This window comes from Bradyrhizobium sp. Tv2a-2 (genome assembly GCF_000472425.1).
Lineage (GTDB): Bacteria > Pseudomonadota > Alphaproteobacteria > Rhizobiales > Xanthobacteraceae > Bradyrhizobium.
Map to the genome: position 1 here is coordinate 1 of NZ_AXAI01000016.1, position 26,604 is coordinate 26,604.

22 protein-coding genes, 1 tRNA gene and 2 pseudogenes are annotated in these 26,604 nt (G+C 61.4%); 8 read left to right on the forward strand and 17 right to left on the reverse strand.

Annotated features, from left to right (window positions below):
* Positions 1–14 precede the first annotated feature (14 nt).
* A pseudogene (locus A3AI_RS43605) lies at positions 15–239 on the reverse strand (IS30 family transposase); the annotation flags it as partial.
* A 30-nt stretch (positions 240–269) separates the two neighbouring features.
* Here A3AI_RS43605 and A3AI_RS0128860 point away from each other — a divergent pair.
* Entirely contained in the window at positions 270–686 is a 417-nt protein-coding gene (locus A3AI_RS0128860; protein ID WP_036049951.1) for a cupin domain-containing protein, read from the forward strand.
* 241 nt (positions 687–927) lie between these two features.
* Positions 928–1,932: an ABC transporter substrate-binding protein gene (locus A3AI_RS0128865; RefSeq protein WP_036049953.1), complete on the forward strand. Its 1,005-nt coding sequence runs from the start codon at positions 928–930 to the stop codon at positions 1,930–1,932.
* Positions 1,933–2,233: 301 nt separating this feature from the next.
* Here A3AI_RS0128865 and A3AI_RS0128870 read toward each other — a convergent pair whose 3' ends face one another.
* Both A3AI_RS0128870 and A3AI_RS0128875 read right to left on the reverse strand, forming a co-directional pair.
* Positions 2,234–5,347, reverse strand: a complete 3,114-nt coding sequence (locus tag A3AI_RS0128870; protein WP_024518915.1) for an efflux RND transporter permease subunit — start codon at positions 5,345–5,347, stop codon at positions 2,234–2,236.
* A gap of 12 nt (positions 5,348–5,359) precedes the next feature.
* Positions 5,360–6,544 (reverse strand): efflux RND transporter periplasmic adaptor subunit, encoded by a 1,185-nt coding sequence (locus tag A3AI_RS0128875; protein WP_024518916.1) that lies wholly within the window; start codon positions 6,542–6,544, stop codon positions 5,360–5,362.
* A 104-nt stretch (positions 6,545–6,648) separates the two neighbouring features.
* Here A3AI_RS0128875 and A3AI_RS48040 point away from each other — a divergent pair, with 104 nt between their 5' ends.
* A complete protein-coding gene (locus A3AI_RS48040; RefSeq protein ID WP_156927989.1) occupies positions 6,649–7,443 on the forward strand; it encodes a hypothetical protein in 795 nt (264 codons plus the stop codon).
* Positions 7,391–7,792 (forward strand): hypothetical protein, encoded by a 402-nt coding sequence (locus A3AI_RS48045; protein WP_156927990.1) that lies wholly within the window; start codon positions 7,391–7,393, stop codon positions 7,790–7,792. The genes A3AI_RS48040 and A3AI_RS48045 overlap by 53 nt, the downstream gene beginning before the upstream one ends.
* 476 nt (positions 7,793–8,268) lie before the next feature.
* On the opposite strand, the gene A3AI_RS0128900 is transcribed toward A3AI_RS48045, so the two are convergent.
* From A3AI_RS0128900 to A3AI_RS0128915, 4 genes are all read right to left on the reverse strand, one after another.
* Positions 8,269–9,708 (reverse strand): sensor histidine kinase, encoded by a 1,440-nt coding sequence (locus tag A3AI_RS0128900; protein ID WP_349509706.1) that lies wholly within the window; start codon positions 9,706–9,708, stop codon positions 8,269–8,271.
* Between the two features lie 12 nt (positions 9,709–9,720).
* Positions 9,721–10,398, reverse strand: coding sequence for a response regulator transcription factor (locus A3AI_RS0128905; RefSeq protein WP_024518921.1), 678 nt, complete (start codon positions 10,396–10,398; stop codon positions 9,721–9,723).
* A 378-nt stretch (positions 10,399–10,776) separates the two neighbouring features.
* Positions 10,777–10,851: transfer RNA gene (locus A3AI_RS0128910), tRNA-Glu, on the reverse strand.
* 217 nt (positions 10,852–11,068) lie between these two features.
* Positions 11,069–11,404: a hypothetical protein gene (locus tag A3AI_RS0128915; protein ID WP_024518922.1), complete on the reverse strand. Its 336-nt coding sequence runs from the start codon at positions 11,402–11,404 to the stop codon at positions 11,069–11,071.
* Between A3AI_RS0128915 and A3AI_RS0128920 the strand changes: the two genes are divergently transcribed.
* Both A3AI_RS0128920 and rpoH read left to right on the forward strand, forming a co-directional pair.
* Entirely contained in the window at positions 11,403–12,416 is a 1,014-nt protein-coding gene (locus A3AI_RS0128920) for an RluA family pseudouridine synthase (RefSeq protein WP_024518923.1), read from the forward strand. The two genes, A3AI_RS0128915 and A3AI_RS0128920, sit on opposite strands and share 2 nt — an antisense overlap.
* A 221-nt stretch (positions 12,417–12,637) precedes the next feature.
* Entirely contained in the window at positions 12,638–13,537 is a 900-nt protein-coding gene (gene rpoH / locus A3AI_RS0128925) for an RNA polymerase sigma factor RpoH (protein ID WP_024518924.1), read from the forward strand.
* 242 nt (positions 13,538–13,779) lie between these two features.
* On the opposite strand, the gene A3AI_RS0128930 is transcribed toward rpoH, so the two are convergent.
* The 5 genes and pseudogenes from A3AI_RS0128930 to A3AI_RS43620 form a co-directional block, all read right to left on the reverse strand.
* Positions 13,780–14,400 (reverse strand): peptidoglycan recognition protein family protein, encoded by a 621-nt coding sequence (locus tag A3AI_RS0128930; RefSeq protein WP_024518925.1) that lies wholly within the window; start codon positions 14,398–14,400, stop codon positions 13,780–13,782.
* A 40-nt stretch (positions 14,401–14,440) separates the two neighbouring features.
* Positions 14,441–15,673 carry a GGDEF domain-containing protein gene (locus A3AI_RS0128935; protein ID WP_024518926.1) on the reverse strand — a complete coding sequence of 411 codons (1,233 nt, stop codon included), beginning with the start codon at positions 15,671–15,673 and terminating at the stop codon, positions 14,441–14,443.
* A gap of 575 nt (positions 15,674–16,248) precedes the next feature.
* A complete protein-coding gene (locus tag A3AI_RS0128945) occupies positions 16,249–16,872 on the reverse strand; it encodes a LysE family translocator (RefSeq protein ID WP_024518927.1) in 624 nt (207 codons plus the stop codon).
* 72 nt (positions 16,873–16,944) lie between these two features.
* Positions 16,945–17,334 carry a response regulator gene (locus tag A3AI_RS43615; protein WP_036049956.1) on the reverse strand — a complete coding sequence of 130 codons (390 nt, stop codon included), beginning with the start codon at positions 17,332–17,334 and terminating at the stop codon, positions 16,945–16,947.
* Between the two features lie 101 nt (positions 17,335–17,435).
* Positions 17,436–18,116: pseudogene (locus A3AI_RS43620) on the reverse strand (lytic murein transglycosylase); the annotation flags it as partial.
* 235 nt (positions 18,117–18,351) lie between these two features.
* Here A3AI_RS43620 and A3AI_RS0128960 point away from each other — a divergent pair.
* Positions 18,352–18,588 carry a hypothetical protein gene (locus A3AI_RS0128960; RefSeq protein WP_024518928.1) on the forward strand — a complete coding sequence of 79 codons (237 nt, stop codon included), beginning with the start codon at positions 18,352–18,354 and terminating at the stop codon, positions 18,586–18,588.
* Between the two features lie 250 nt (positions 18,589–18,838).
* Here A3AI_RS0128960 and rpoD read toward each other — a convergent pair whose 3' ends face one another.
* The 5 genes from rpoD to A3AI_RS0128985 all read right to left on the reverse strand — a co-directional run bounded on the left by rpoD (position 18,839) and on the right by A3AI_RS0128985 (position 25,692).
* Complete coding sequence (gene rpoD, locus A3AI_RS0128965) at positions 18,839–21,034, reverse strand: RNA polymerase sigma factor RpoD (RefSeq protein ID WP_024518929.1); 2,196 nt, start codon at positions 21,032–21,034, stop codon at positions 18,839–18,841.
* Between the two features lie 252 nt (positions 21,035–21,286).
* Positions 21,287–23,275, reverse strand: a complete 1,989-nt coding sequence (gene dnaG, locus A3AI_RS0128970) for a DNA primase (protein ID WP_024518930.1) — start codon at positions 23,273–23,275, stop codon at positions 21,287–21,289.
* Positions 23,276–23,432: 157 nt separating this feature from the next.
* Positions 23,433–23,831 (reverse strand): gamma-glutamylcyclotransferase family protein, encoded by a 399-nt coding sequence (locus A3AI_RS0128975; protein WP_024518931.1) that lies wholly within the window; start codon positions 23,829–23,831, stop codon positions 23,433–23,435.
* Between the two features lie 140 nt (positions 23,832–23,971).
* A complete protein-coding gene (locus tag A3AI_RS0128980; protein ID WP_024518932.1) occupies positions 23,972–24,784 on the reverse strand; it encodes a transglutaminase-like domain-containing protein in 813 nt (270 codons plus the stop codon).
* A gap of 2 nt (positions 24,785–24,786) precedes the next feature.
* Positions 24,787–25,692: a transglutaminase family protein gene (locus A3AI_RS0128985; protein WP_024518933.1), complete on the reverse strand. Its 906-nt coding sequence runs from the start codon at positions 25,690–25,692 to the stop codon at positions 24,787–24,789.
* Positions 25,693–25,784: 92 nt separating this feature from the next.
* Here A3AI_RS0128985 and A3AI_RS0128990 point away from each other — a divergent pair, with 92 nt between their 5' ends.
* Entirely contained in the window at positions 25,785–26,588 is an 804-nt protein-coding gene (locus tag A3AI_RS0128990; protein WP_024518934.1) for an N-formylglutamate amidohydrolase, read from the forward strand.
* Positions 26,589–26,604: the final 16 nt, after the last annotated feature.

Sequence of the window (26,604 nt, forward strand, 5' to 3'; positions counted from 1 at the left end):
ATTGACCGGCGGGTTCAACTGATCGCCGCAACACATTCTGCGAACTTCTCAGCTGGGGTTTGAAAGAGCAAGGTCTTTCGTGGCCTTTCATTGAGCTGCTTGGCGATCGCGCTGAGCTTGGCCTGGCTGTACAATGACAGATCGATGCCACGCGGAAGATACTGGCGCAGCAATCTGTTGGTATTTTCGTTTGACCCGCGCTGCCAGGGACAGCGAGGGTCGCAGAAATAGACATCGATCTTGGAAGACTTTTATTTGGGAGGAGCGAAGTGAAGCAAAGGCACATACTCGCCACCATAATCTTCGGCGGCGGAATTTTGTTCGGCCTAGGATCTTCGGAAATGATCCATGCGCAGATACCCGGCTACGTCACCAAGCAAGTATTTAAGACGGACTTATCAAATCTGCCCGGGCAGGAAGTCATCATCTATGCTTCTGAGTGGCCGCCCGGGTTCAAGCTGCCCTTGCACAAGCATGAAGAAGGACACGAGTTTGTGTACGTGGTCGAAGGCGAGCAAACTTTTGAGATCGACGGCGTTGGCACCAAAGTCGTGAAGGCCGGTGAAGTTGTCTATACGCCACCAGACACCAGGCATTTCGGAAGGAATGCCACCGACAAGATGTCAAAGACACTCGTCATCCGGATCAAGGCCAAAGATAAGCCGGTCATGACCGAGGTAAAATAGAAGGTGAAGCCGCCTCGATTTGGGGGCTCTCGCATTTATTTTGTCGCCTGTTGGCCCTTCGCGCCATTTCGTGGCAACGCAATAATTCAGTCGCTTCCGGAGCGAAGCAGACATCGACGGTTGCGGGCGCTTTTAGGGACAGTGACGCGAATGACCCCACACGGACATCGCCGAATCACTTTTAGTCTCCAAAGTGCCTGCTTTAGCCAGTAAGGTGCCTTCCCAAAGCTTGGGAGTGGACATGAGGCGGCGGGCTTTTCTCGGTGTCGTGTGTGGTGCGGTGGCATGGCCGCTCGCTGCGGCGGCGCAGCAGGGCTCCAATAAGAAACGTATTGCTATCTTCATCCCATCGGAGCTGAGCGCGGCTTGGCACGAGCATAGTGAAAATAAATATTCTCGAGCCTTTTTCGCCGAGCTTCGACGGTTGGGGCAGATCGAGGGACAAAACCTCACGGCCGAGAATTACGGTCGAGAGCAAAACACGTCCGGCCCCGAAGCCCTGGCGACGGAAATCGTTCGCAGCAACCCGGATGTCATTCTTGTCAATGGCCCTGGCGCATTCTTCTTCAAAAAACTGACGTCGCGTATTCCGATCGTAGCGATAGCTGCCGACCCCGTTAGAGAAGGACTTGCGGAGAGTCTGGCTCACCCGGGCGGCAACATCACGGGAGTCAGCATCGACGCCGGCCCATCGATTCATGGAAAACGGATTGCACTGTTGCGCGAGATGTTTCCGGCAATATCGAAACTTGGTCTTCTCGCTCTTCGCATTCAATACAACGGGCTTGCCACGGGTTCTCCGATCCCCGCGGCGGCCGAGGCGGCGGGCCTCCCTATCGCGGTGTCTTTACTTGAGATTGGTGCTAGAGAAGAAGACTGGCGGGCGGCGGTCGAGAGCCTCACCCGCGACGGTGCAAATGCGGTCATGGTGGTCGATTCGCCTGAGACCTTTCAAAACAGCACTTTGATCGCCAAGTTGCTTGCCGACACGAATCTACCGTCGATTTTCGGAGTTGCTGAATCCGTCGAGGCCGGGGGCTTAATGGCCTATTCCTTCGACCTGATCGAACTGTATAAGCGCGCTGCCAACGACATCGACGCAATTCTTCGCGGAGCAAAGGCCGGCGATATCCCGTTCTACCAGGCGACCAAATTTGATTTGTCCATCAACTTGAAGACGGCCAAGCAACTCGGCCTTTCGGTGCCTTCCGCACTCGCCGCGAGCGCCGATAAGGTAATTGAGTGAACGAGCAAAGGTCCGGTTATGGTATGGCCCGTAGGCGACTATCGACGGTGTGGTGCAGAAGTCCGCTGTTTGGCGTAAGGCGGACGGGCTGTAGAATGACGCCCACTTGCCAGGTCCAGCTGCCGAGCCAATTGATTGGCCGGACGAGGAGATAGTGGGCGGTCGAAAGTCTGGACGTTAATCCCCGTCGACAGGCGTTACCGAAGCAGCCCAACTTCGACCGCTGTCGGACGGGCTTTTTTGCCGAAACCGCCGCCTACTATTTCTACAACCGGAGGTCTACCGCGCCGCGGTTACGCGATTACTCCGCCGGCGCGGCTTGCGGTACGATGGGAGCACCTGGGACAGGCCGCTTCTTGAATAGCCGATTTTGCAAATGATCGAGGTACAGATAAACCACTGGGGTCGTGTAGAGGGTGAGAATTTGCGACAGCGCGAGGCCGCCGACAATCGCATAGCCAAGCGGCTGCCGTATCTCCGAACCGACCCCCGTTCCTACCATCATAGGGACCGCGCCTAGGAGAGCCGCCATCGTCGTCATCAGGATCGGCCGGAAACGCTTAATACAGGCTTGGTAGATCGCTTCTTCGGTCGTGAGGCCTTCATTATGCTCAGCGTGCAACGCAAAGTCGACCAGCATGATACCGTTCTTTTTAACGATGCCTATCAGGAGGATGATCCCGACGATCGCAATTACGCTCAGATCAAAATGAGCTGCCATCAGCAGGAGCAGTGCTCCGACGCCGGCTGACGGCAGGGTCGAGATGATGGTGATCGGGTGGATCGTGCTCTCGTACAGCACGCCGAGGATCAGGTAGATCACAAATAGAGAGGCCGCGACCAGGATCGGCGTGCTCGATAGCGAATCACCGAATGCCTGCGCATTGCCTTGGAAGCTGGTCTGCAGCGAGAGGGGCGGATGCAACTCCTTCCCAGCGGCGTGGATCGCGCTCACGGCTTGACCGATAGAAGCACCAGGTGCCAGATTGAACGAGATCGTCACGGACGGGAATTGGCCCTGGTGATTGACGACCAGCGGCGACACTTTCACGACAGAATCGACCAGCGTCGACAACGGCACCTGCTGGCCCGTGGACGATTTGACGTAGATGCCGTTGAGAGCATCGGGCGAATACTGGAACTTGGGATCGACCTCCAATATCACATGGTATTGCTGCAGCGTCGTGAAAATGGTCGAGACGATGCGCTGACCGAAAGCATCATCGAGCGTGTTGTCGATGGTGAAGGGCAGGATGCCGAAGGTTGAGGCTACGCCGCGTTTGATCTTAATATCGAGAAGCGGTCCCGTGGTGAGCTCGTCGGTTGTCACGTCGGTAACCGACGGGATCGCCTTGATCTTGTCGAGGAACAGCTTTGACCAGTGACTGAGTTCGCCTGGATCGGCATCGTTCAGCGTATATTGAAACTGAGTCTTGTTCAGCCGAGCCCCGATTGTGATGTCCTGGGCCGGCTGCATGTAAAGCGTGATGCCCTGGATCTTGGCGAGATTGGTCCTGAGCCGGGCGATCACCTTGTCGATCGGATCTCGTTGGTTAGCGGGCTTGAGCTGAATGTACACGCGCCCATCATTGACCGTATACACCCCGCCGCCGGCGCCGACGGCAGCGCCCAGCGATTCGACGGCCGGATCACGCATGATGGCGTCGACCAGGGCCTGCTGGCGCCCGGCCATGGCCTGAAAGGAGATGTCCTGCGCGGCTTCGGACTGACCGATGATCAACCCCGTATCTTGTTCTGGGAAGAACCCCTTAGGAATGACGACGTAAAGATATCCAGTGAGAACGACGGTCCCGAGCATGATCAGCAGCGTAACGAAGCGGTGCCGCAGCACAATCCTGAGACCAGCTTCGTAGAGGTTCAGCAGAGCGTCGAAGCCGCGTTCGGACAGGCGATATAGCCATCCATGCTCCTCTCGCTGCGGCTTGAGCAGGTAGGCGCACATCATTGGCGTCAAAGTGCGCGAGATCAGCAGTGACAGCAGGAGCGCGACGCTGACGGTCACGGCAAATTCCCGGAACAGCAATCCGACATAACCGCCCATCAGGAACAGCGGGATGAAAACGGCAATTAGCGAGAAGGTGATCGCCATGACGGTAAAGCCGATCTCGCCCGATCCTTTCATGGCCGCGTCATAGGGGGATAGTCCGTCTTCGATATGCCGCGTGATATTCTCGATTTCGACGACGGCGTCATCCACGACGAATCCGACGGCGATCGACAAGGCCATCAGGGACAGGTTATCGAGGCTATAACCGATCTCGTAGAGGACAGCGAAGGTGCCGATCAGCGACAGCGGCACAGTGATGGCTGGGATGATGGTCGCCCAAGCGCTTCGAAGGAACATGAAGATCACCGCGACGACGAGCATGATCGTCAACAGCAGCGTGAATTGGACGTCCGCGATCGATGCGCGGATGGTCTGCGTGCGATCCGAGATAACATTGATCTTGATGCCGGATGGAATCGAGGCTTGCAGGACCGGCATCTCGGACTTGATGCGGTCGACCGTTTCGACGACGTTGGCTCCCGGCTGACGCTGGATCGCAAGGAGGATGGCCCGCTGGCTATCGTACCAGCCGGCGATCAGATCGTTCTCCGGCGCGCTAATGGCGCGTCCGATATCCCGGATTCGGACGGGCGATCCATTGCGATAAGCCACGACCAGATCGGCGTATTGATCCGGCTTGAAGAGCTGATCGTTGGTATTGAGCGTATAGGTCTGACGCGGGCTGTTAAGGGTACCTTTCGCCAGTTCGACGTTGGCCTGACCCAGCACGGTGCGGAGGTCTTCCAGATTGATGCCGCGGGCCGCTAAGGCTTGCGGATCGACCTGTACGCGAATGGCAGGTTTTTGCTGGCCGCCGATGCCGACCAGGCCGACACCGGAGATCTGGGAGATCTTTTGCAGGAGGATATTCTCGGCGTAAGCATCGACGGTGGTCAACGGCAGGCTGTCCGAGGTCAAACCCAGCACCAGGATCGGCGTGTCGGCGGGATTGACCTTCCGGATCGTCGGCGGATACGGGATTCCGGCGGGGAGATAGGCCGTCGCCGCATTGATTGCCGACAGCGTGTCGCTGACCGCTCCATCGATTTTCCGGCTCAGATCGAATTGGAGTGTGATCTGCGTATAGCCGAGCGCGCTCGACGATGTCATCTGGGTGAGGCCCGGGATTTCGCCGAACTGAAGCTCGAGCGGCGACGCCACCGACGAGGCCATGGTCTGTGGATCGGCACCCGGCAGTTGCGCCGTTACCGTCAATGTGGGGTAGTTGACGTTGGGCAGCGCCGCCACTGGAATCAGGGGATAGGCTGCTAGGCCGGCGGCTAAAAGTCCGAGCATGAGCAGGGCGGTCGCAATTGGCCGCCGAATAAAGGGGGCTGAAATGTTCATGGGATCAAATGTTCATGGGATCGGCGTTTGCATTGCGTCTTCGGCTGCAACTTCCTGCGCGGCCCTGCCGTGAAGGATGGCGACATGGGAGCCCGGCTGCAGCTTGTATTGACCGTCGACGACAACTTGCTCATTCGCCGAGAGGCCGGAGTCTATCAGAGCCTGTCCGTCGCTGATTTGCGCAACTTTGATCTGGCGGATCGTGACTGTGTTGTCGGGCTTGACGACCCAGGCATACGGGCCGTTTGGCCCTTGCTGCACGACGGATGCAGGAACGGTAAGGCCGTTATGGCGTGTGGCGAGCAGGAGCCGCGCGTTGATCAGTTCACCCGGCCAGAGCCGGTTATCCTTGTTCGGAAAATTAGCCTTAAGCTGGATTGAGCCTGTCGTTTGCAGGATCTCGTTGTTGACGAGGGCAAGCCGGCCATCTCCGAGCCGCATCGTGTCGTCCTGGTTATAGGCGACGACGGTAAGCGGCGCCTTGGACTTCTGCTGTTGCCGCTGGACTTGCGGCAACACGGTCTCGGGTAGAGTGAAGATCAGCGAAATCGGATCGAGCTGGGTCACGACACAGAGGCCGTTTGTACTCGACGGACTGATGATGTTACCGACGTCGATCTGGCGAATGCCTACCACGCCGTCGATAGGCGACGTGAGGCGAGTAAAGCTGAGCTGGACCTTCGCGGCCTCGATTAACCCCCCATCGGCTTTGATGGCCGCCTGCAGCTGGCCCACTTGTGCCTTCTGGGTTTCGATCAATTGCGGAGTCGCCCAACCCTTGGCTCCCAATTCTGTGTACCGCGCGAGATTAGCCTCAGCGTTGACGAGCTGGGCCTTGTCGCGCTCCAGTACACCGGTGTCCTGGTCGATCACGGCCTGGTAGGGCCGCGGATCGATCTGCGCGAGCAGATCGCCGACGTGCACATGCTGACCTTCAGTGAAGTTTATGCTGATGATCTGGCCCTGAATCTGGGCACGTACAACATCAGTGTCGTAGGCAATTACCGTTCCGACGCCGGTGAGATAGATCGGCACATCGTGCTGGGTGACTGTTCCGGCGACGATTGGCACTGGAGGGGGCGGCACCGGCGCGGCCACGGCACTTTCGAACGGGGGCGTCTTGGTGGCCCAAAGCAGCACGCCGATCGCAACCATCGTGGTTAGCGCGAAAGCGGCGACGATCGTTTTCCTTGTCATGACGATGCCCCTATTAGCAGCCGGCCGGAAGCGTAGACGTGATTGAACCGGTGCTGATCAACGGGCACCCGTTCGCCAAAGTCGGGGGCGCCGGGATGCTCTGATTGGAAGCGGGAAGGGAGGGCATCGTCGGCACGACGACTGCCGATTCGATGGGACTGGCAAAGGGCGCCACACCGGGCGTCGGTATGGGGGCGGCCGAGCTAACGCCCGCGTTACTGATCTCCGAAGAATCGAGCGAAATGCCGGTTCGCGGGACACCGCCCATAGTTATGGGCGAGATCGATGTCGGCGTCGATGACGCGATCACGCTGCTTGAACCCGATCCGCACATTCCCGACATTCCCGATGTATCGATCGTTGCGGATGGTGCGGACAGTGCCGATGTTGGCGATATCGTCGCCGCCATGCCTGGCGACGCGACCGAAGTTCCCGCCATCCCGGCGGTGGCGGGCGCGGCCGATCCAGCACCCGTTCCGCCACCATCGAACATCGCGGCCGATCCGAACATCTCGGCCGGCGCTGACCCGACAGTCGAGCATACCGCGCCGTTGCTCGGGATAGCGATCGTTCCTGTCGCGGGAGCGGCGAGCGGGCTCACACCCGCTGATGAGAGCTCGGTAGCGCCAAATGGAATTCCCGTCTGCGAGACTGGAGATCCTACTCCATCGCCAAGAGGAGAGGTTGCTCCGATGGTCGGTGTCGGCGTCGTCATGACTGCCATCTGTGCATTGGCGACATTCCCGGCGAACAGCGCGGGAAGAATCGCAGCAACCAACAAGGCTCTCATCGGCATTCTCCGTTATCGTGTCTTCAGCCGCAGGTCGGCGGCAGCGGCTTCGCCGGATGCTGCTGTTGCCAATCGAAACAGTCGCTGTCGCCGATGTCGAAGTCATTGAGGGCATGGCGATGCAGCCTCGAAATCGCACCGACATGGTGATCGGTCATGCTTCCAGCGACACCGTTATTGCCGAGCGCTCGTCCGGGGTGGTCCCCGCTGTCGATGCCCCCGAGGTGGAGGCTACCGTCCAGGCGATTAAGATGATCGCTGCCGTCGACGCCGCCGATGTGCATGTTGCCGCCAAGACGACCCGTCTTCGCCGCGCCGATGTTGGTCCTGGCAGTAAGGCCGCCGACGTGAGGGCCGGCCTGCATCTCGCCGAAATGCATGCCACCTCCAAATCCTCCCATGCGGCCACCACCAAAGCCGCCGCCGCGCGCCTCCGCTGCAGCTGTGAACAGAGCTGACGCAAGAAGGGCTATGGTGAAGATCGCTGTTACTCGCATCGTCATAACATTCTCCTTCAATGTGCAAAGCGCCAGCATCTCGCCCAAAAGACGGCATGATCGCCGCGCTCTCCATGGCAGAGGTAGGAACGATCAAGCGCGAGGCCATTAAATTCGTCTTTAAAATGCAGCGACGCTCCGCGCGAACGTTTGACGATAAAGGCCGCTTGCGAGTGAACCGACAGCGGCACACGTTTCGCCATTCCGGTGTAGATTACGTAATTTTTAGACTAGCTTCGATATTGCAGTCGAATGAAACGAGGCCAGGACAGTCGGCGCTGTCCTGGCCTCAAACGCTTCCCGCTGACGTGACGTGATCAATAACCGGTGCCAGATTCACAGGGAGTATTCCCGTTCGTCCAGGGATGCTGCCCGCGATGACGCCAAAACAGGTCGATCGTTCTCATATCGATAAAGCTAACGACGATCTGTCAAACTCAACTCGCCCGATCGAGCATTAGGCGCACATCGGGCTCAGAGCCTGAACGCGCCTGCTGGCGATCGTGCCTGGATAGCTTGACCGGACAATGAATCTCGATCCGACCGCCGGGGCCCGAGTAGATAAACAGCCGAAAACCGTGAAGTTTCACGATCGCCGCTACGAGGCTCAATCCGAGGCCGGTGCCCGGCGTATTGCGTATCTTGTCTGAACGATAGAAGCGTCGTAGCACCGATTCACGCTCCGCCTCGGCGATGCCAGCGCCGGTATCGGTTACACGCAGGATAATGTTGCCACCGCTGCGCAGGAGCGCCAGTTCAACCCTTCCGCCCTCGGGCGTAAACTTGATGGCGTTGTCGACGAGATTGGCGAGTGCTTCCATCAGCAAGTCCCTATCGCCGTAAACTGACAATGAATGTGAGCTGCTCGTCGTTATCGTGATGTCTTTACCTTCGGCGATCGGCTCGTACATGTCGAAGATTTCGCGCAGCATTTCGCCAAGCACGACCTCGCCGAAGCCAGCGGAACGGCCGCTGTTTTCGATCTCCGCAAGCCTGAGCAGGGCGGTGATGATAGATAGCGACTGGTCGATGCCGGCGACCGCCTTGTCGACAGCTCCCTGAAGCTCTTCGAGGCTGCTCGCATGGTCGCGACCGCGCTCTAAGATCAACCGCGCGCGGGTCAGCGGCGTCCGCAGATCATGAGCGATATCATTCCCGACACCTTCTAGAGCATGGATCAGGGTCTCCATTTCGTCGAGCATCCCATTGACGATGATGGCAAGCTTCGAGAACGGTTCGCTGTCGGAACCATAAGGCAGCCGCTCGCGTAACTCGCCGGCAACAATGCGCTGGACACGCTCGCTGATGTCAGCGATCCGCTTGTCGGCGCGCATGCTGAGCCAGGCGCCGGCTAGGAGGCAAAGACAAAAGCCGGGCAGCAATCCAAGCGCAATCGCCTCGCCGACGACCATAGAGATTTCCTTCGCCTCGTCGACGTCCCGCCCCACAACAAGTATGTTGCCGTCGGCCATGCGGCGCGCGATCGCGCGCACGACGCGTGTCTTGCTGTCTTTCGGATCGTCTTTGGGGATGACCGTGCTCTGGGCTGGGCCATCGATTCTGAGCCCGGGTGGCACCCTGTTCAGATTGCCGGTGATACGACGGCCATCAGCGTCGAAGATCGCCACAATCTGCACTTCGCGCGGATCCTGCTTCAACCGTTCATCGACCGCTGCGCGCCGAAGCTCCGGCGACAATCCGACTAGTCCGTCAATATGCGCGGTGATGACCGCATCGGATCGCACGGTCAAATAGTGTTCGACCCGTCCATAGATGAACCCGAATAACACTATGATGAAGAGTGCAAAAGCTGCGGCCACAATCAGAGCCGTGTGGAACGTGGTCGATCGAAGTAATCGCGGCTGGCGCATGGGCATCGATGGGGCTGCCTATGACGGCGTGCGAAGAATGAAACCAGAGCCCCGGATGCTATGAATCATGGGAGGTTCGCTCGGCCCGTCCACCTTGTGACGCAGACGCCCCATATGAACATCCACGAGATTAGTCGCCGGAACAAATTTGTAGTGCCAGACCTCTTCGAGCAGCATAGCGCGCGTCAGTAATTGATCGCAGTGCTGCATCATGTATTCAAGTAGTCGGAATTCGCGCGGCAACAAATCGATAGTCCTCTCGCCGCGCTTCGCCCTGCGTTCGATCAGATCGAGCTGGAGCGTCCCCACGCAGAGCGTCGTCTCTCGCGTCTCCGATGGCCGACGCAATAGCGCCTCAACCCTGGCGATGAGCTCCACGATCGCAAACGGCTTTGTCAGGTAATCGTCACCGCCGATTCGCAAGCCGCGAACCCGATCATTGACGGCGCCTAATGCACTCAAGACGAGGACAGGAGTGCGGACGAGTTCGTTGCGCAGTGTTTCGATGATGGCAAGCCCGTCCATGCCAGGTAGCAGGCGATCGACGATCATGGCGTCCGGCCTCAGCGCGCGTGCCCTTTCCAGACCTGCAATGCCGTCCGCCGCCCATTCCACCTCGAAATTACGATCGGAGAGTTCGGCCGTGATTACCTCGGCGGTTTCCCAATCGTCCTCTATCAGAAGTACTCTCGCCATAAGGCGATCCCTAACCTGGCGCAATGGAACGGGCCTCCGCGGAATATATGCGTGCCGGCTCCCTCAGCAATCGTAGTATTGTCAGGAATTCCGCGGTGCCATTAAAATTGATTTTAAAGTCGTGCGCTCAATCGTGTTTGGTGATTGGCTTTAGCGAGTGCTCAAGGGTTCGTGAAATCGACCTGGCCAATTGTCGTGGCGACCGCGGGATGTCGCTTTGGTCCAGCGGATCGTTGCTTCATGTTTTCTTTACACGGTGGATCGGTGCGACCGCTCACGAAATCATGGCTGCGCTGGGTCACCTGACGTTGGCTGAAGCCGAGCGCTACACGCGCGAAGCGGACCGTCGGCACGGCGGTCGCCGCGCGATCGTGAAGCTGGCGCTCCCAAGGGGAATCGAACCCCTGTTTCGGCCTTGAGAGGGCCACGTCCTAACCGCTAGACGATGGGAGCAGAGCGGCAGGGAATAGCCTTGAAATCGGCTGAGGGCAAGCTCGGCGGGTGGTTAAAAGGGCGGAAATTGCGGGCTTGCGGGAGCCAATCATGCTTCGAGGCTCGCTGGCGCGAGAGCCTCGGCATGACGGAACTGGGGGTGGCGACCTGAGCGATGCAAAAGTCCTGGCGATGCAAAGTTAAGCGGAAATCGCGGGCCGGCTGGCGAGTTTGGCGCTCAGGGCTCATTCACGAATTTCAACCGCCCGATCGGCTTCAGCGTCTTTGCATCGAAGGTGCGGATTTCCGTCGCGCCTCCTATATCGAGGGTGACGACGAGCTGGTCGCCGGCGACCGCGGTGGACGCCACCCGGGCGCCCTTTGGCAGGGCGGCGGTGATGTCGGCGGTCGTGACAACACTTCCCCCGCTGTGGAAAAGGCGATAGCCGATGGCGATGAAAACGGCGCCGAGCGCGATCGCCGTGGTCAGGCCCGCGATCAGCATCATCCGCCGCACCCGCGCAATCAGGACGGTCTGCTCGGGGCTCTGTTTGGGAAATTCAATATCGGTCATGGCAGACTCAATCACTCACGGCGCCCAAAAGTTCGAAGTCGTCGTCGCGGGAGACGAGGGCTCGGTCCGGCTCGACCGTGTGCTGGCCCAGCGCCTGCCGGAACTGTCGCGCTCCAGGCTGAAGGCCCTGATCCAGGCAGGCCAAGTCGCGGTCAAGGCCGCCCGCATCCGCGACCCCGCTTATCACGTGACCAAGGGCGATACGATCATAATCGGCGTGCCGGAGGCGGCCGATCCGACCCCGAAAGGCGAACAGATCGCGCTTGCTATCGTCTACGAGGATGACGACGTCATCGTCATCGACAAGCCGGCCGGGCTTGTGGTGCATCCGGCTGCCGGCCATGAGACGGGAACGCTGGTGAATGCGCTGATCGCCCATTGCGGGGCGAGCCTGTCGGGGATCGGCGGCGTGCGCCGGCCCGGCATCGTACACCGGCTGGACAAGGACACCTCCGGGCTGATGGTGGTCGCCAAGAACGACCTCGCCCACCAGTCGTTGTCGGCGCAATTCGCCGACCATGGCCGCACCGGGGACATGGAGCGTGGCTACCTCGCCTTTGCCTGGGGCGTGCCCAGCCGGGTGAAGGGCACGGTCGATGTGCGGATCGACCGCCATCCCCATGCGCGAGAGAAAATGGCGGTCCGGCAGGGCGGACGGGAGGCTGTCACCCACTATGAAATGCGGGAGGTCTTTGCGGGGCCCGAAGGCAAGCCGGTCGCATCCCTCATCGCCTGCCGGCTGGAGACCGGACGGACGCACCAGATCCGGGTGCATCTTTCCCATATCGGCCATCCGCTGCTCGGCGATTCCGTTTATGGCCCGCATTTCAAGACCAAGGCGAAGCAGCTCGGACCTGAGTCGCAGGCCGCCCTGTCGGCTCTTGATCGTCAAGCGTTGCATGCATACCTATTGGTATTAGAGCACCCGCGGACCGGGCAACTTTTGCACTGGGAGTCGGCTCTGCCGGAGGATCTACTTCTCCTCGAGAGGTCCTTAAAAGCGGCGCTATGACGCAGGCCCCTGAGAAAAGATTAGCTATTCCAATACGTTATATCTGCCACACGGTGACGTGACCCCCGAAATCCTTCCAAAAAGGACAGCTTTCCTGTAATGTTGCGTCTGCGTTGAGTGACAAACGCGGAACACCGCAAGGCGACTGGCTTTAACAAAAGCGGTCCCCCTGCCTGGCCCGCCGATATCGGGGGCCTGAACCTTATCTGGAGGGCGCTATAATGGCCCGTGCAGCTACTTTGCCGGTTCTCAACGGAGAATCCGGACTTTCAAAATACCTCGCCGAGATCCGCCGGTTCCCGATGCTGGAGCCGCAGGAGGAATATATGCTCGCCAAGCGTTGGCGCGAGCATGACGATCGCGACGCGGCGCATCAACTCGTTACCAGCCATCTCAGGCTCGTGGCCAAGATCGCCATGGGCTATCGCGGCTATGGCTTGCCCATCTCCGAGGTCGTCTCGGAAGGCAACGTCGGCCTGATGCAAGCAGTGAAGCGGTTCGAGCCCGAGAAGGGCTTCCGTCTCGCCACCTATGCCATGTGGTGGATCAAGGCGTCGATACAAGAGTACATCCTGCGTTCCTGGTCGCTCGTGAAAATGGGCACGACCGCGAACCAAAAGAAGCTGTTCTTCAACCTGCGCAAGGCGAAGAGCAAGATCAATGCGCTGGACGAGGGCGATCTGCGCCCCGACCAGGTCAAGATCATCGCCAAGCGGCTGGGCGTGACCGATCAGGACGTGATCGACATGAACCGGCGCCTGGGCGGCGATGCCTCGCTGAACGCACCGATCCGCGACGACGGCGAGGCCGGCGAATGGCAGGATTGGCTGGTCGACAACTCGCCCAACCAGGAAGCCATGATGGCCGAGAGCGAGGAATATGATCACCGCCGCGACGCGCTGAACGGCGCGATGGGCGTGCTCAACCCGCGCGAACGTCGCATTTTCGAGGCGCGGCGTCTGGCCGACGAGCCGATGACCCTGGAAGACCTCGCCGCCGAGTTCGGCGTTTCCCGCGAGCGGGTGCGCCAGATCGAGGTGCGGGCCTTCGAGAAGGTGCAGTCAGCCGTCAAGGGCGTGATCGCAAGGCAAGAGGCCGCAACGTTGGAAGCCGCGCACTAAGGCGAGCGCTTCGCGAGCCGAGCGGTGATTGAGATACGAAAGCCGGCGGCAACGCCGGCTTTTTTGTTTTCGGATGTGCATTGTTTCGCGCGGTGCAGCCGCAATCTCGCGCGGGGGGCCTGTATCCATGCCGCGGAGTTTCTCGATGACGAGACTTGGCGGACAACCTTCGCGACAACCCTATCGTGGGATCATGGGCCCCGGCCTTCGCCGGGGCGACGGAGAGAGTAGTCCCTCTCTCCCTACTCCCCCCACTCCCTTGCCAGCGTCGCCAGTGCGCAGCCCTCGCAGTAGCGGGCGTCCTTGTAGTCGATCCAGTTGTGGGCGTAGACGTGGTCGAGCGGGATGTTGTAGCGGGCGCGCAGCACTTTCACGAGGATGCGCCAGGCCGCGATCTGTGCGTCGGTCGCAGGCCGCGTCACATCGGGATAGTTGCCGGCGAACTCCACGCCGATCGAGGTGTCCTTGTTGACCTTGTGATAGGTCTTGCTGTTGTCGATATATTTGTTGTCGTTGCGGTCGGCGCCGTCGGTGTGGGTGGGCACGAGATTGTCTGCCACCGCCCAGTACACCGTGCCGTCGGTCTCGACCCAGATCATGACGCCGCGCCGGGTCGGATTTTTGGATTGCTCCAGCGCGCCACCACGGGCCGAGCCGGGCGGGCCCTCGGTCTGATGCACGATGATGTTCGACCACGGATGGGCTTTTGCCACATCGCCCCAGGGCGCGAGCCAGACCATCCTCAGGCCTGGAATATCGGGCATGCCCGACGATCTTGCGAGTGTGGTGAGATCAGGAGATTGCGCGAAGGCAGCGGAAGACACCAGCGCGCCAAGCGCGATCATCAGCAGGCGGACCATCATCGGCTCGAAATTTGCTCTCGAGCCTCGCAGTTAACATGATTTACGCCTGTCTGCGCAACGCTCCGGCAAGCCTGGATTCGGCCACCGACCCGGCCTGGGGCGCGAGCGGCGGGGCAAGATCATAGGAGGCGTAACGGTTCTTGCCCTCCTTCTTGGCCGCGTAGAGCGCCTCGTCTGCAGCCGCGATCAGGCTTTCGGGGAAGCTGCCGATCTCGCTGGTCCATTGTGCGACCCCGATCGACACTGCGATCGGGATGTCGCCGCCGGCACAACCGTCGGCATCCTGCCGGCAGACATCGAGCACGCGCCGCGCGATCATGATGCCCTCGCGCAAGGTCGAGGACGGCAGCACGATGCAGAATTCGTCGCCGCCGGTACGCGCCAGAAGGTCGCCGGGCCGCAGGCGCGTCTGGGCCATCAAGGTGAAATGCTGCAGACAGGCATCGCCCGCGGCGTGGCCATGGGTGTCGTTGATTGTCTTGAAGCCGTCGAGGTCGATCACCAGCAGCGCGAACGGCTCGCCGGAGCGCTCCGAGCGGGCGCATTCTTCCGTGAGCCGCTGAATCAGGTGACGTCGGTTGGCGACGCCGGTGAGGTCGTCGACCAGCGCGAGATCAGCGACCTCGTTGCGCAGGCGGTCCATCGCCATCAGCAGGAAGCCGAAATTCCAGGCCATGCCCAGAAACACCTGGGCCAGGATCAGCGCGGCCTGGACACCGTTGAAATTGGTGACCGTCATGTCGCCGCCGATGATCGGCATCGCCCAGACGCAGCGCACCACATGGATTGCGATGATGAGGACACCGACCATGCCCGCCAGCCTTGCGCCGGGATTGTCACGGCCCTCGCGGCGGCGCAACAAGAGCGGCAGGGTCATGCCGATCGAGACCGACTGTCCCAGCGAATAGGTCAACATCCGCATCGGCATGTTCTCGTCGATGACCAGAAACACGTAAAGGCCGATGCAACTCGCCGCGGCAACCATGCAGGCAGCGCGCCACTGGACGTCGAGGTCGAAGAAACGGCGCACCCCCATCGTGGCGATGCCGCAGGCGAACACCAGGAGTCCGCCACCGAGAACCAGAGGAACGCTCGGCTCCATCGCGCCGCGCAGCATGGTGATGCCGGCGCCGAGCGCGGCTGTCAGCGACGCCGCCGCCCAGAACTTCGCAGCAGCAAATTTCGGATAGCTCCGCATCACATAGGCCCAGACCATGCCCATGGAAAGGAAGTTGATGATGATGGTCACCCAGAGGGTTGGAACGCTCAACATCGCGCCCGCAGAACGCACATCGTCCTGTCCCCCGTTTGACTGAAGAGCCCGCCCATGATCTTCCCCGTCTTCTTGCGGGAACCATGCAACCGCCTGGCTTAATGGACTCTCAATCGCAGCGGCCAAACGCCGGGCGTGGTTTTGATTTCATGAAGAGCGCCTCTTGGCGCATCGTTAACCCTGCCGGCGCCGTCGCAGCGGCACGGCCAACGGCGCGGATGCGGAGAATTTTTGCAAGATGCGCCTCAAAACCCATAACATCTGTGGATAACGCAATGACGGCTGCGTGACAGTGCGGGGCAGCGGCCAGCGAATCTGCTGAACTTTATATCCGAGGATGTTGCGAGGCTGGCCCTCCGCCGAGCATGCCTCTCGTGTCGCGTTCAATCCATTATAACCTTGAGAGGATACTATGGCTAAGAAAGCGAAGAAGGCGAAGAAGGCGAAGAAGGCCAAGAAAGCCAAGAAGAAGTAACTTCAGCGCCCGGGTGGAGCTCGCGCTCTGCCCGGGCGTACCGGGATGGTTTGGGATGATGCGGCGGGCTCAAGCCCGCTTTTTTTTTGCGTCTCTGCCGTTACCTCTCCGCAAAGGCCAGCTTCGCGCCGAGCAGCGCAAAGCCGCCGGCAAAGGCGCGGCGGAGCCAGGCCATCACCTTCGGCCGGCTGATGACGTGGTCGCGCACCCGTGCCGCGAACAGGCCGTAGAGCACGAATACGACAAACGTCATCAGCATGAAGGTCGCGGACAGCTCCAGCATGCGCGCCAGCGGATGAGCGTCGTCGCTCGCGATGAACTGCGGCAGGAAGGCGAGGAAGAAGATCGAAAGTTTCGGGTTGAGGATGTTGATCAGGAAACCCTTCGCGATCACCCGCGCGTCCGCCAGCCCCGCTTGCGCCCTCTCCTGCCCCGCTTCGACCGACAGCGCGCCCTGCTCTCGCAGCGACTGCCAGGCCATGTAGAGGAGATAGGCGACACCCAGCCATTTCAGCGCTGCAAAGGCGAGCGCGCTGGTGTGCAGCACCGCGGCAAGGCCGACCATCGCCGCTGCCATGGCCGGCAGGATCCCGAGCGTACAACCGAATGAAGCGGCGACCGCGGCGCGCGCGCCGCCGGTCAGCGCGGTCGCGAGCGTATAGAGCACGCCGGTGCCGGGTGAAGCGACCACGATCAACGAGGTCAACAGGAACGCAAGGGACATGCAAAAAGGATATCACGGCACGCGCGGTGCCGCCAAGCTTGCGCGCCGTATCAGCGAAGCATCAGGCCGTTCCTATGAGGCCCGGCTCGCACTGCCTTGCGCGATCTCCGCCTCGCGCAGCACGTCGAGCGCCGCCCAGGGCTTCGACCAGAATTTGGCCCCGTCGGGCAGCGGTTCGCGCAATGGGCGCCCCGAGGTGACGACCACGTCGAGCGCAGGATTGCGATGCTTGGCGACGCGGGCGAGCTCGACGCCGTTCATGCGGCCGGCAAGCTGCACGTCAGTCATCAGCAGCGCAAGGCTGCGGGCGGTCTTGGCCAACACCCGCTCGGCGGCTTCCGCGCTTTCGCACTGAATCACATCGTAGTTGCATTCTTCCAGCAGCACGCAGAGCATCTCGCGCTGCATGGGATCGTCCTCCACGATCAGGGCGGTCGGACGAAATGGCTTCGATTGTCCCACAGCTCGCCTCCCTAATGTCAGGTCACGAGTAGTGTATGTTAAGGAGGGAACCGGCGGATGGTTCGGTTCCGCACTGAATTCTCTCAGAGAAAAGTGATTTCGGAACCCTGGAGCAGGTTGGCCGTCGAGGCGAGCACGTCGGCGGCCGAGTGGCGCAGATCGACGCGGCCATCGCCGTCGAAGTCGACGCCGTATTTGATGTAGGACGACGGCAGGAATTGCGTCTGGCCGATCTCGCCGGCATAGGCGCCGATCAGATCGCGTAAGGGAAGGTCGCCGCGCTGAATGATCTTCAAGGCTGCGATCAACTCGCCCTGGAACAGATCGCTGCGCCGGCAGTCATGGGCAAGCGTGGCCAGCGTGCGGATCACCGGCAGCTTGCCCATGTCGCCCTTGCCGAAGTCGCTCTCCAACCCCCAGATCGCAACCAGGATCTGCCGCGGCACGCCAAACTTCTGCTCGATCTGCGCGAGCAGCGCCGCATGGCGCGCCAGCATGGCCCTGCCGCCATTGATGCGGCCCGAGCCGACGCGGGTCGAGACATACTGCTCGAAGGTCTTGTTGAAGGTGTAGCGCTGGCGGCGATCAAAGGCGAGCACGCTGCCATCCACGGTGACGCCGGCAAGCGAGCTTGAAATGACACTTTGCGACACGCCCGCGTTCTGCGCATCCGTGGAAATATTCGAAAGGAAGGAATTGAAATCGCCGCCGCAGCGGGCCGCCTGCGCCGCTGATGTCATGACGAGCGCAGCCAGGAAAGTGGCCAGACGAAGCTTGGGCATGCCGAGGTCCCGAACTATCCGCTTCAGATCATCGCATGCCGGCGCGCCTCAAAGGAAGAGGCGCGGCGGACGCCGCGTGAAACGGCCTCACGCAGGCGCCCGGGAGGCGATCCGTCGCCCTCTCCGCCCAAATGGCGAGGACTACATGACGGCATTATACTTCAGCAAAAAATAGAGCAGCGGATTTGTACCCCGCGTTGTTGACGGCCCCGATAATATCGAGGACAAGCCGGCCATGGCGAAAAAACCCGGCACCAATCCCAAAGGCGAATTCGCCTTCTTCAACGTGACTTACGAAGACGGCTCACAGCGCTCCAACCGGCGGGTCCCGGCGGAGATGCTCGGAGGGCTCGACGGTGATGAGCCCGCCCGCGGCTTCATCATGGAGCAGGACCGCGAGATCGCCGAAAAATCCGGCCGGCCGCCATTGGCGATCAAGTCGCTAAGCCGGGTAGGCGCAAAGAAGAAGTAGGCGCGGAGCCGGCCAGCGATGCCAGGTCTTCGCTGCTCCCCACCGGGCGCTTGCGCCAGGTCTGTGGTTACTCTGTTGCCATGCGGATTTATCGTAACCCTGGCTTCCAGCCCCGCTTCGACTATTGCATGGTCGTCAATTGCACCTGTGGCGAGACGAACGACACGCACAAACAGAAGCGGCGGGCTTCTGCCCGCCGCTCGTGTCTCGAAGGATGCCCAAGTCAGGTCCGGGCATGACTATCCGAAAATCAGTTATCCAGGAAGCTTCGCAGCTTCCGCGAGCGGCTGGGATGCTTCAGCTTCCGCAGCGCTTTCGCTTCGATCTGGCGGATGCGCTCTCTTGTCACCGAGAACTGCTGGCCGACTTCTTCCAGCGTGTGGTCGGTGTTCATGCCGATGCCGAAGCGCATGCGGAGCACGCGTTCTTCGCGCGGGGTGAGCGAGGCCAGCACGCGCGTCGTGGTCTCGCGGAGGTTCGACTGGATCGCGGCATCGATCGGGAGGATAGCGTTCTTGTCCTCGATGAAATCGCCGAGATGCGAATCCTCTTCGTCACCCACCGGCGTTTCGAGCGACAACGGCTCCTTGGCGATCTTCAGGACCTTGCGCACCTTCTCCAGCGGCATGCCGAGCTTCTCGGCGAGCTCTTCGGGCGTCGGCTCGCGGCCGATCTCGTTGAGCATCTGGCGCGAGGTGCGCACGATCTTGTTGATGGTTTCGATCATATGCACGGGGATGCGGATGGTGCGCGCCTGGTCGGCGATCGAGCGGGTGATCGCCTGCCGGATCCACCATGTCGCATAGGTCGAGAACTTGTAGCCGCGGCGGTATTCGAATTTATCGACCGCCTTCATCAGGCCGATATTGCCTTCCTGGATCAGGTCGAGGAACTGCAGGCCGCGGTTGGTGTACTTCTTGGCGATCGAGATCACCAAGCGAAGGTTGGCTTCCACCATCTCCTTCTTGGCCTGGCGCGCCTCGCGTTCGCCCTTCTGCACGCCGTGCACGATCTTGCGGAACTCGACGATCTCGAGCCCGGTGAGCGCGGCAAGCGACTGCACCTCGTGGCGCAAATCCTTGATGCGATCCTTCTCGAAATGGACGAAGTTCTTCCAGCCCTTGGCGGAGAGTTTCGAGACGCGGTTGAGCCAACGCGGATCGAGCTCCGAGCCCTGATAATTGCGCAGGAAGTCGTCGCGCGCGACGCCATGGCTGTCCGCGAGCCGCATCAGGCGGCCCTCGAAGGAGACGAGCTTCTTGTTGATGTCGTAGAGCTGCTCGACAAGGGAATCGATACGCGCCTGGTTCAGCCGCAGCGACTTCACCTCGACGATGATCTCGTCCTTCAGCTTCTTGTACTTGCGCTCCTGCGATGGCGACAGCGACTCGCTCTGCAGCTGGTTGGCAATGTCCTGCTCCTGCAGCTTGCGCAGCTTCTTGTAGTTGTCGGCGATCTTGTCGAAAGTCTCCACCACCTTCGGCTTGAGCTCGGCCTCGATCGCGGCAAGCGACATCTGGTTCTCGAACTCGTCGTCGTCCATGTCGGCTTCGGCCGCGGCCTCGCCGGGATCCTTTTCCTCGCCGCCCTCGCCCGCGATCACACCCGCAGCGGGCGCGGTGCGGAACGGCGTCGGCGAAGGCGGTGCCGCGGGCGGCGCGACATGGGCAGCCGCGACATGGGCAGCCGCGATGTGAGCAGGCGCGATGTGGGCCGGCCCCGTTTCACCATTGGCAACGGCGCCCTCGCCGTCGACCACGACCGGCTGGCCGTCGGGACCGACGGCCGCACCGACGATACCCGGATTGTTCTTGGCATCCGGACCGGCGTAGGTGGCTTCGAGATCGATGATGTCGCGCAGGAAGATCTTGCCTTCGTTGAGCTCGTCGCGCCAGATGATGATGGCCTGGAAGGTCAACGGACTTTCGCAGAGACCTGCGATCATCGCCTCGCGGCCGGCCTCGATACGCTTGGCGATCGCGATTTCGCCTTCGCGCGAGAGCAGTTCGACAGTGCCCATCTCGCGCAGATACATGCGCACGGGATCGTCGGTGCGCTCGCCGGGCTCGGACTTCTTGACTTCGGTGACGGCCTTCTGCGTGACCTCGACAAGCTCGTTGTCGGTCTCGTCGTCGCCCCCCTCGTCCTTCTCGTCGTCGCCTTCGGCGTCCTCGGCCTCGGTGACGTTGATGCCCATGTCCGAGAGCATCGACATGATGTCTTCGATCTGTTCGGGCGAGGTGGTGTCGGAGGGCAGCACTTCGTTGAGCTGATCAAAGGTCACGAAGCCGCGCTTCTTGGCCTGCTTGATCATCTTCTTCACGGCAGCGTCGGAGAGATCGAGCAAGGGCGAGGGGGCGTCGGCGGCATCCTTCTCGGGCGTGTCCGCTGCCTTGTCGTCTTTTTCCTTGTCCTTCACCTGCAGCGTCTTTGCCTTGCTGGCCATTCAGTGCTCTCCAACCGCGCTTTCACGCTAAACGCATGAGCGGCGCCCGTCTTGATCCTGTTAAAAACCTCTTTGACGCAGAAAGGGCGGCGCAATCCTGTCGCCACCCCTGCAGTCCTCTAAAGCTGGTTCGTCCGTTCTGGCGTATCAGCCGTTAAACTTCGCCTAACCCTGTTTATTGCCGCCAAACCATGGATTTGGCGAGTCTTTTCGCGCGTTTCGGCCCGCGCCGTCCGCAGCAATCTTTAGGTCCTAGACGCTCCGCTGGAACCGGCCGGACAGCTCCCCGAACCCCTCGATCAGCGCCTCGGTGCCGTCCACCTCCGACATCCTGGCTTTGACATCGCGCAGCCATGCGAGATTGGACTCGGAAGCCTCCTCACCCAAGGCCAGCTCAGCGTCCTTCAGCTCCCTAAGTAGTGAATGCCACTGCCGATGCAAGGCAACGAGCTGGTGCCAGGTGGCAAGAACATCATCCCGCGCTGCGCCCTCGCGAGAGGCCCACACCGCGGCCGTGGTAATCGCTCGCTCAACCCTTTGAAGAAGCGGGGAGAATCCGCCTTTTTCAAGGTCGGCGCGCATTTTCTCGGCCTGCTCGGACGGATCGGGCGAGTGGTGATGATCATTGGCGAAGGCCGCGATGATGCCGGCGCGCAGCTTGTGAGCCTCGGGATGGGCCATTTCCAGCGCCGCGACCTCCTCAAGGTGATCGTGCAAAAGCCAGGGGTGGTTAATCAGGCATTGCAGGATCAGTGCCTCCCGGCGGGAGAGGCTGGAGCGCTGTCCGCGGAGCAGCGGGCTGGTCGCGAGCTGGGGGCTCGCCGGCTGGTACGGGCCCCGGCTCAAAACCGCGGTCGCCGTCCCCGGCCCCCGCCCCCCGCGGGAGGCAAAGCGGCCGCCGCCGGCCGCGCGAGGGGCAAAACCGCGGCCTGATTCGCGCGCCCCACGGCCGCCGAAGCCTCGGCCGCTTTCCGGCGCAAAGGCGCGGTTGATGCGGTCGGAGAGGTCCTGGCGGTAATAGCGCCGCACCATCTCGTCGCGAATGCCGTTGGTCAGCTCGCCGATGCGCGCCTCCAGCGCAGCGCGGCGCTCGGGAGTCGCAAAGGAGCCCCCCTCGATCTCGCGCGACCAGATCACATCCGCAAGGGGGCGCGCGGCCGAGACGACGTCCTCGATCGCGGCACGTCCCCCGGTGCGCGCGAGATCGTCCGGATCCTGCCCCTCCGGCAGCAGCGCAAAGCGCAGGCTCTTTCCGGGCTTCAGATGCGGCAGCGCCAAATCGGCGGCGCGCCACGCCGCCTTCTGGCCGGCCTTGTCGCCGTCGAAGCAGAGGATCGGCTCGTCCGCCATCTTCCAGAGCAGCGCGAGCTGGTTTTCGGTGAGCGCGGTGCCGAGCGGCGCCACCGTCGCGGCAAAGCCTGACGTCACCATGGCGATGACGTCGACATAACCTTCCACCACGACAAGGCTTGCGCCCTTGTGCGCGGCGGCGCGGGCGGTCGCGAAATTGTAGAGATTGTCGCCCTTGTGAAACAGCGGCGTTTCCGGCGAGTTCAGATATTTGGCCGCAACGTCCTTCTCCAGCGCCCGCCCGCCAAAGGCGATGACGCGGCCGCGCAGATCTGTGATCGGAAACATCACGCGATCGCGGAAGCGATCGTAGGGCACGGGGATATCGTCGCCGCCGATCAGCAGACCCGCTTCCACCATGTCGTCGGTCGGAATGCCTTGGGAGCCCAAATACTCCTTCAGCGCAAAGCGGTCTGGCGGCGCATAGCCGAGACGAAACTGCAGTTGCGTCGCAGGCGAAAGCCCGCGGTCGCCGAGATAGCCGCGCGCCTTGGCACCATTGCGCGAGGCGAGCGTGTCGGCGAAGAATTTTGCCGCGAGCTCCATCACGTCATACAGCGTCTTGCGGCGCTGCTCATGCCGCTCGGCATCGGGCGTCGCCGCCGGCAGCGCAAGGCCCGCCATCGCCGCGAGCCGCTCGACGGCCTCAATGAAGCCGACGCCGTCGGTCTCCATCACGAAGTCAAAGATGTTGCCGTGCTTGCCGGAGGAGAAGTCGTGATAAAAACCCTTCTGGTCGTTGACCGTGAAGGACGGCGTCTTCTCCTGCTGAAACGGCGACAGCCCCTTCCACTCCCGCCCCGCCTTCTTCAGCCTGACGCGCTTGCCCACGACTTCCGACACCGGAAGCCGGGCACGAATCTCGTCAAGGAACTCGGGCGTGAAGCGCATGGGGTGAGTCTGATCTGAGTCGGCGGGCGTGCCAAGCGGCTAGGCATATAGGGATGGAGCCACAAAATACGAAGATTGTCAGGTTTTTCCCGCTTATCCGGGCTATTCACAGCCTCCAGCGCTTTCATCGTGGCCGGGCCATGACGAGCGAGCGGTGCTAGTGCTCCAGAAAACGGCCAGACGTGATCCGGGGCAGCTCCGTCACCGGCCAATTGTAGATGTAGGTCCACGCCTCGCCTGCCGTGCCATCGGCAAGCGTCACCGTCAGCATCTGCCTGACATATTCGGTCGGCTCCTTAAATCCTTCGCCGCAGGCTTCATACATGTCGAGCTCGCGCAAGAGCGCGTCCGGTTCAAGCAGGCGGTAGAGCTCGCCGTGCACGATGTCGGCGGGATCGCCCGACAGCGCGAGGCCCGGATAGTGCCGTACGAGGTAGAGCTGGCCCCGGCATCGCGCTTCGCCGAGATAAACCGCATTCGCCATCAGCAGCCGCGCCATCGGATGGTCGAAGCCGCGCATCAGGGTGCCATAGACGAAGAGACGATCGCAGATCATGGGAATTTCGTTGCACCTGTCATTCCGGGGCGCGCGCAGTCAGCGCGCGAACTCCGATGTGCCCTGCACATCCGAGAATTTCGAGATTCCGGGTCTGTGCTTACGCACCATCCCGGAATGACGGAGGGTGTCAACCATCCTCAACGCTCGACGACCTCAACCGAAATCACGGTGAACTTCTTCAACTCCATCCGCCCGAAGCTCGTGGACAGCGCGACGTCGGCTGCGTCGCGGCCGGTGCCCATCAGGATACGACCGATGCGCGGGATATTGTGGCGGGCATCGAAGGTGTACCACTCGCCGGAGAGATAGACCTGGAACCAGCCGGAGAAATCCATCGGGCACGGCTCGGGCGGGATGCCGATATCGCCCATATAGCCGGTGCAGTAGCGCGCGGGGATGCCCATGCAACGGCAGAAGGTGACGGCGAGATGGGCGAAGTCGCGACAGACGCCGCTCTTCTGCTCGTAGACATCATGCGCCGACTTCATGTGATGCGCATGCTCATAGCCGAAGGTGACGTGATCATGCACAAAGGTGGTGATCGCGGCAACGCGGTCCCATCCCGGCCTGGTGTTGCCGAACAGTGACCAGGCGATGTCGGTGAGCTTGTCGGTTTCGCAATAGCGGCTCGGCATCAGATAGAGCAGAAGCTCGTCCGGCAGCTTCTCGATCGGCACCTGCTCGGCCGCGGGATTGACCGCATCGGGCAGGCCGGAGTCGCGCACCAGCGCGCTCCCGAACAAGGTGACGCCGCCGGCCGGCGCCACCAGGCGGCCGCAGACATTGCCGAAGGTGTCACGATAGAAGCCGATTGGCACAGTCGGCTCGGCGGTGATGCTCTCGCCGCCGACGATGTCCTGACGGCGCGAGGGATGGATCGACAGCATGATCACCATCGGCGTCGGCTGCGCCGCGGCATAGGTAATCTCGAAGCCGACCTTGATCTGCATCGTCAAACCTTCTCCCTTTGCGCGGACGCCTCTTCGGTGCTGTCGAGCGAACTCACCTTGATGCTCACCTCCATGCCGATGGAGGCATCCGCCGAGCCGAGATAAACGCCGTGCAGTGGAATGGCCTGGCTGGGATCGCGCGCGACCGCGACGCGGACCAAGTCGCGCGTGCCGACGATGCCGTTGGTCGGATCGAACTCGATCCAGCCCGCGCTCGGCAGATAGACCTGCACCCAGGCATGGGTCGAGCCGCCGCCGCGGTGACCGGGATCGTTGCCGGTGAAGAGATAGCCGGAGACGAAGCGCGCGGCGATGCCGAGCCGTCGCAGCGCCTCGATCATCAGCAGCGCATAATCGCGGCAGGTGCCGCTGCCCGTCTGCAGCGTGTCGAGCGGGTGCTGCGTGCCCTGCTCATGACGCTTCCTGTAGGTAAAATCCTCGCGGATGCGATAGGTCATGCCGCTCAGGATCTTGAACGTCGGCGTCGGCGCCTCCGCATCGAGGAAGTTGCGCGCCCAGGCCGAAAGCTCGCCATCCGGATCAGCATATTGCGGCGTGATGTAGTGCAGGACGTCGGGGTATTCCTCCGGGTCGTGCAGGAACGGATAGAAATAAGCGGGGTCGTCCGGCGTCAGCGCAAACTCCTCCGCCGGATTGTGCTCGACGGTGACGTGGGAGGTGAAGGTCAGGACATCAGCGCGCTCGTCGAAGGTCGCGATCGCCACCGAATTGCCGAAGATGTCATGGATCCAGCGCAGCCGCATCGGCTCCGGCGTGATGTCGAGCTGGCTGTGCAGCACGCGCAAATCATGACCGTCGCGCGGACGCAGCATGATCCTGTGCTCGCCAAACGCCACAGGGCGCTCGTAGCGATATTCGGTCTTGTGGTGAATCGTCAGCAAAGGCATCGTTCGTTTGAGATCATCATGGTTGGGCGGTCTAATCTATAGGGAACGCTGCCCATTTCCAAACCGAATGCTGCTTCGATAGGCAACAAGACATGACATCCGACGTGACTGGGGAAACATCGTTGCTGCTGTCCGGCACCGACGTGGCGCCGGTGCATGAGACCAATGCGTCAGGTGCATCGCCGTTCCTGTTCACTTGCGATCATTACGGGCGGCTTTTGCCTGAAAAGCTGGGCGATCTCGGCCTGCCCGAGAGCGAGCGCGTCCGCCACATCGCCTGGGACATCGGCATTGCCGGCGTCGCCGAGCGGATGGCGATAATGTGCGATGCGCATCTCGTCAGCCAGCGTTATTCGCGACTCGTCATCGACTGCAACCGTCCGCCGGCCGTCGCAAGCTCGATTCCGCGTCTGTCGGAGGCGACGGTGATTCCCGGTAATGAAGCGCTCTCAGCGGAAGACGTCGCACGGCGCCGGCGCGAGATCTTCGATCCCTATCACCGACGCATCGATGCCATCATCGACCAGCGGCTGCATGCGAAGCGATCGACAGTGCTGGTGTCGCTGCACAGCTTCACGCCTGTCTATGCCGGCGTGGCGCGGCCCTGGCATATCGGCACGCTCTATCATCGCGACACGACGCTGCCGCCGCTGTTGCTGCGCGCGCTGCGCGCCGAGGGCGATCTCGTGGTCGGCGACAACGAGCCCTATGCGGTCTCGGATCTCACCGACTACACCATCCCCGTGCATGGCGAAGCGCGGGGCCTGCTCAGCACCGGCATCGAGATTCGTCAGGACCTGATTGCGGATCAATCCGGCCAGCAGCAATGGGCCGAGCTGCTGGCGCGGATTCTCTCGGAGATCGAGGTGCAGCTGCGCGCCGAGCAGAACATCTAGATTCTTGTTTCGACGC

Coding starts and splice junctions, on each gene's coding strand:
- A3AI_RS0128975 (WP_024518931.1), bottom strand. CDS start 23,831: ATGATCTGCGATCGTCTCTTCGTCTATGGCACCCTGATGCGCGGCTTC.
- A3AI_RS0128945 (WP_024518927.1), bottom strand. CDS start 16,872: ATGTCCCTTGCGTTCCTGTTGACCTCGTTGATCGTGGTCGCTTCACCC.
- A3AI_RS0128935 (WP_024518926.1), bottom strand. CDS start 15,673: ATGTTGAGCGTTCCAACCCTCTGGGTGACCATCATCATCAACTTCCTT.
- A3AI_RS0128960 (WP_024518928.1), top strand. CDS start 18,352: ATGGCGAAAAAACCCGGCACCAATCCCAAAGGCGAATTCGCCTTCTTC.
- A3AI_RS0128865 (WP_036049953.1), top strand. CDS start 928: ATGAGGCGGCGGGCTTTTCTCGGTGTCGTGTGTGGTGCGGTGGCATGG.
- A3AI_RS0128905 (WP_024518921.1), bottom strand. CDS start 10,398: ATGGCGAGAGTACTTCTGATAGAGGACGATTGGGAAACCGCCGAGGTA.
- rpoH (WP_024518924.1), top strand. CDS start 12,638: ATGGCCCGTGCAGCTACTTTGCCGGTTCTCAACGGAGAATCCGGACTT.
- A3AI_RS0128930 (WP_024518925.1), bottom strand. CDS start 14,400: ATGATGGTCCGCCTGCTGATGATCGCGCTTGGCGCGCTGGTGTCTTCC.
- A3AI_RS0128980 (WP_024518932.1), bottom strand. CDS start 24,784: ATGCAGATCAAGGTCGGCTTCGAGATTACCTATGCCGCGGCGCAGCCG.
- A3AI_RS0128990 (WP_024518934.1), top strand. CDS start 25,785: ATGACATCCGACGTGACTGGGGAAACATCGTTGCTGCTGTCCGGCACC.
- A3AI_RS0128870 (WP_024518915.1), bottom strand. CDS start 5,347: ATGAACATTTCAGCCCCCTTTATTCGGCGGCCAATTGCGACCGCCCTG.
- A3AI_RS0128985 (WP_024518933.1), bottom strand. CDS start 25,692: ATGCCTTTGCTGACGATTCACCACAAGACCGAATATCGCTACGAGCGC.
- rpoD (WP_024518929.1), bottom strand. CDS start 21,034: ATGGCCAGCAAGGCAAAGACGCTGCAGGTGAAGGACAAGGAAAAAGAC.
- A3AI_RS0128900 (WP_349509706.1), bottom strand. CDS start 9,708: ATGCCCATGCGCCAGCCGCGATTACTTCGATCGACCACGTTCCACACG.
- A3AI_RS48045 (WP_156927990.1), top strand. CDS start 7,391: ATGCTGCTGTTGCCAATCGAAACAGTCGCTGTCGCCGATGTCGAAGTC.
- A3AI_RS0128875 (WP_024518916.1), bottom strand. CDS start 6,544: ATGACAAGGAAAACGATCGTCGCCGCTTTCGCGCTAACCACGATGGTT.
- A3AI_RS0128915 (WP_024518922.1), bottom strand. CDS start 11,404: ATGACCGATATTGAATTTCCCAAACAGAGCCCCGAGCAGACCGTCCTG.
- A3AI_RS0128920 (WP_024518923.1), top strand. CDS start 11,403: ATGGCAGACTCAATCACTCACGGCGCCCAAAAGTTCGAAGTCGTCGTC.
- dnaG (WP_024518930.1), bottom strand. CDS start 23,275: ATGCGCTTCACGCCCGAGTTCCTTGACGAGATTCGTGCCCGGCTTCCG.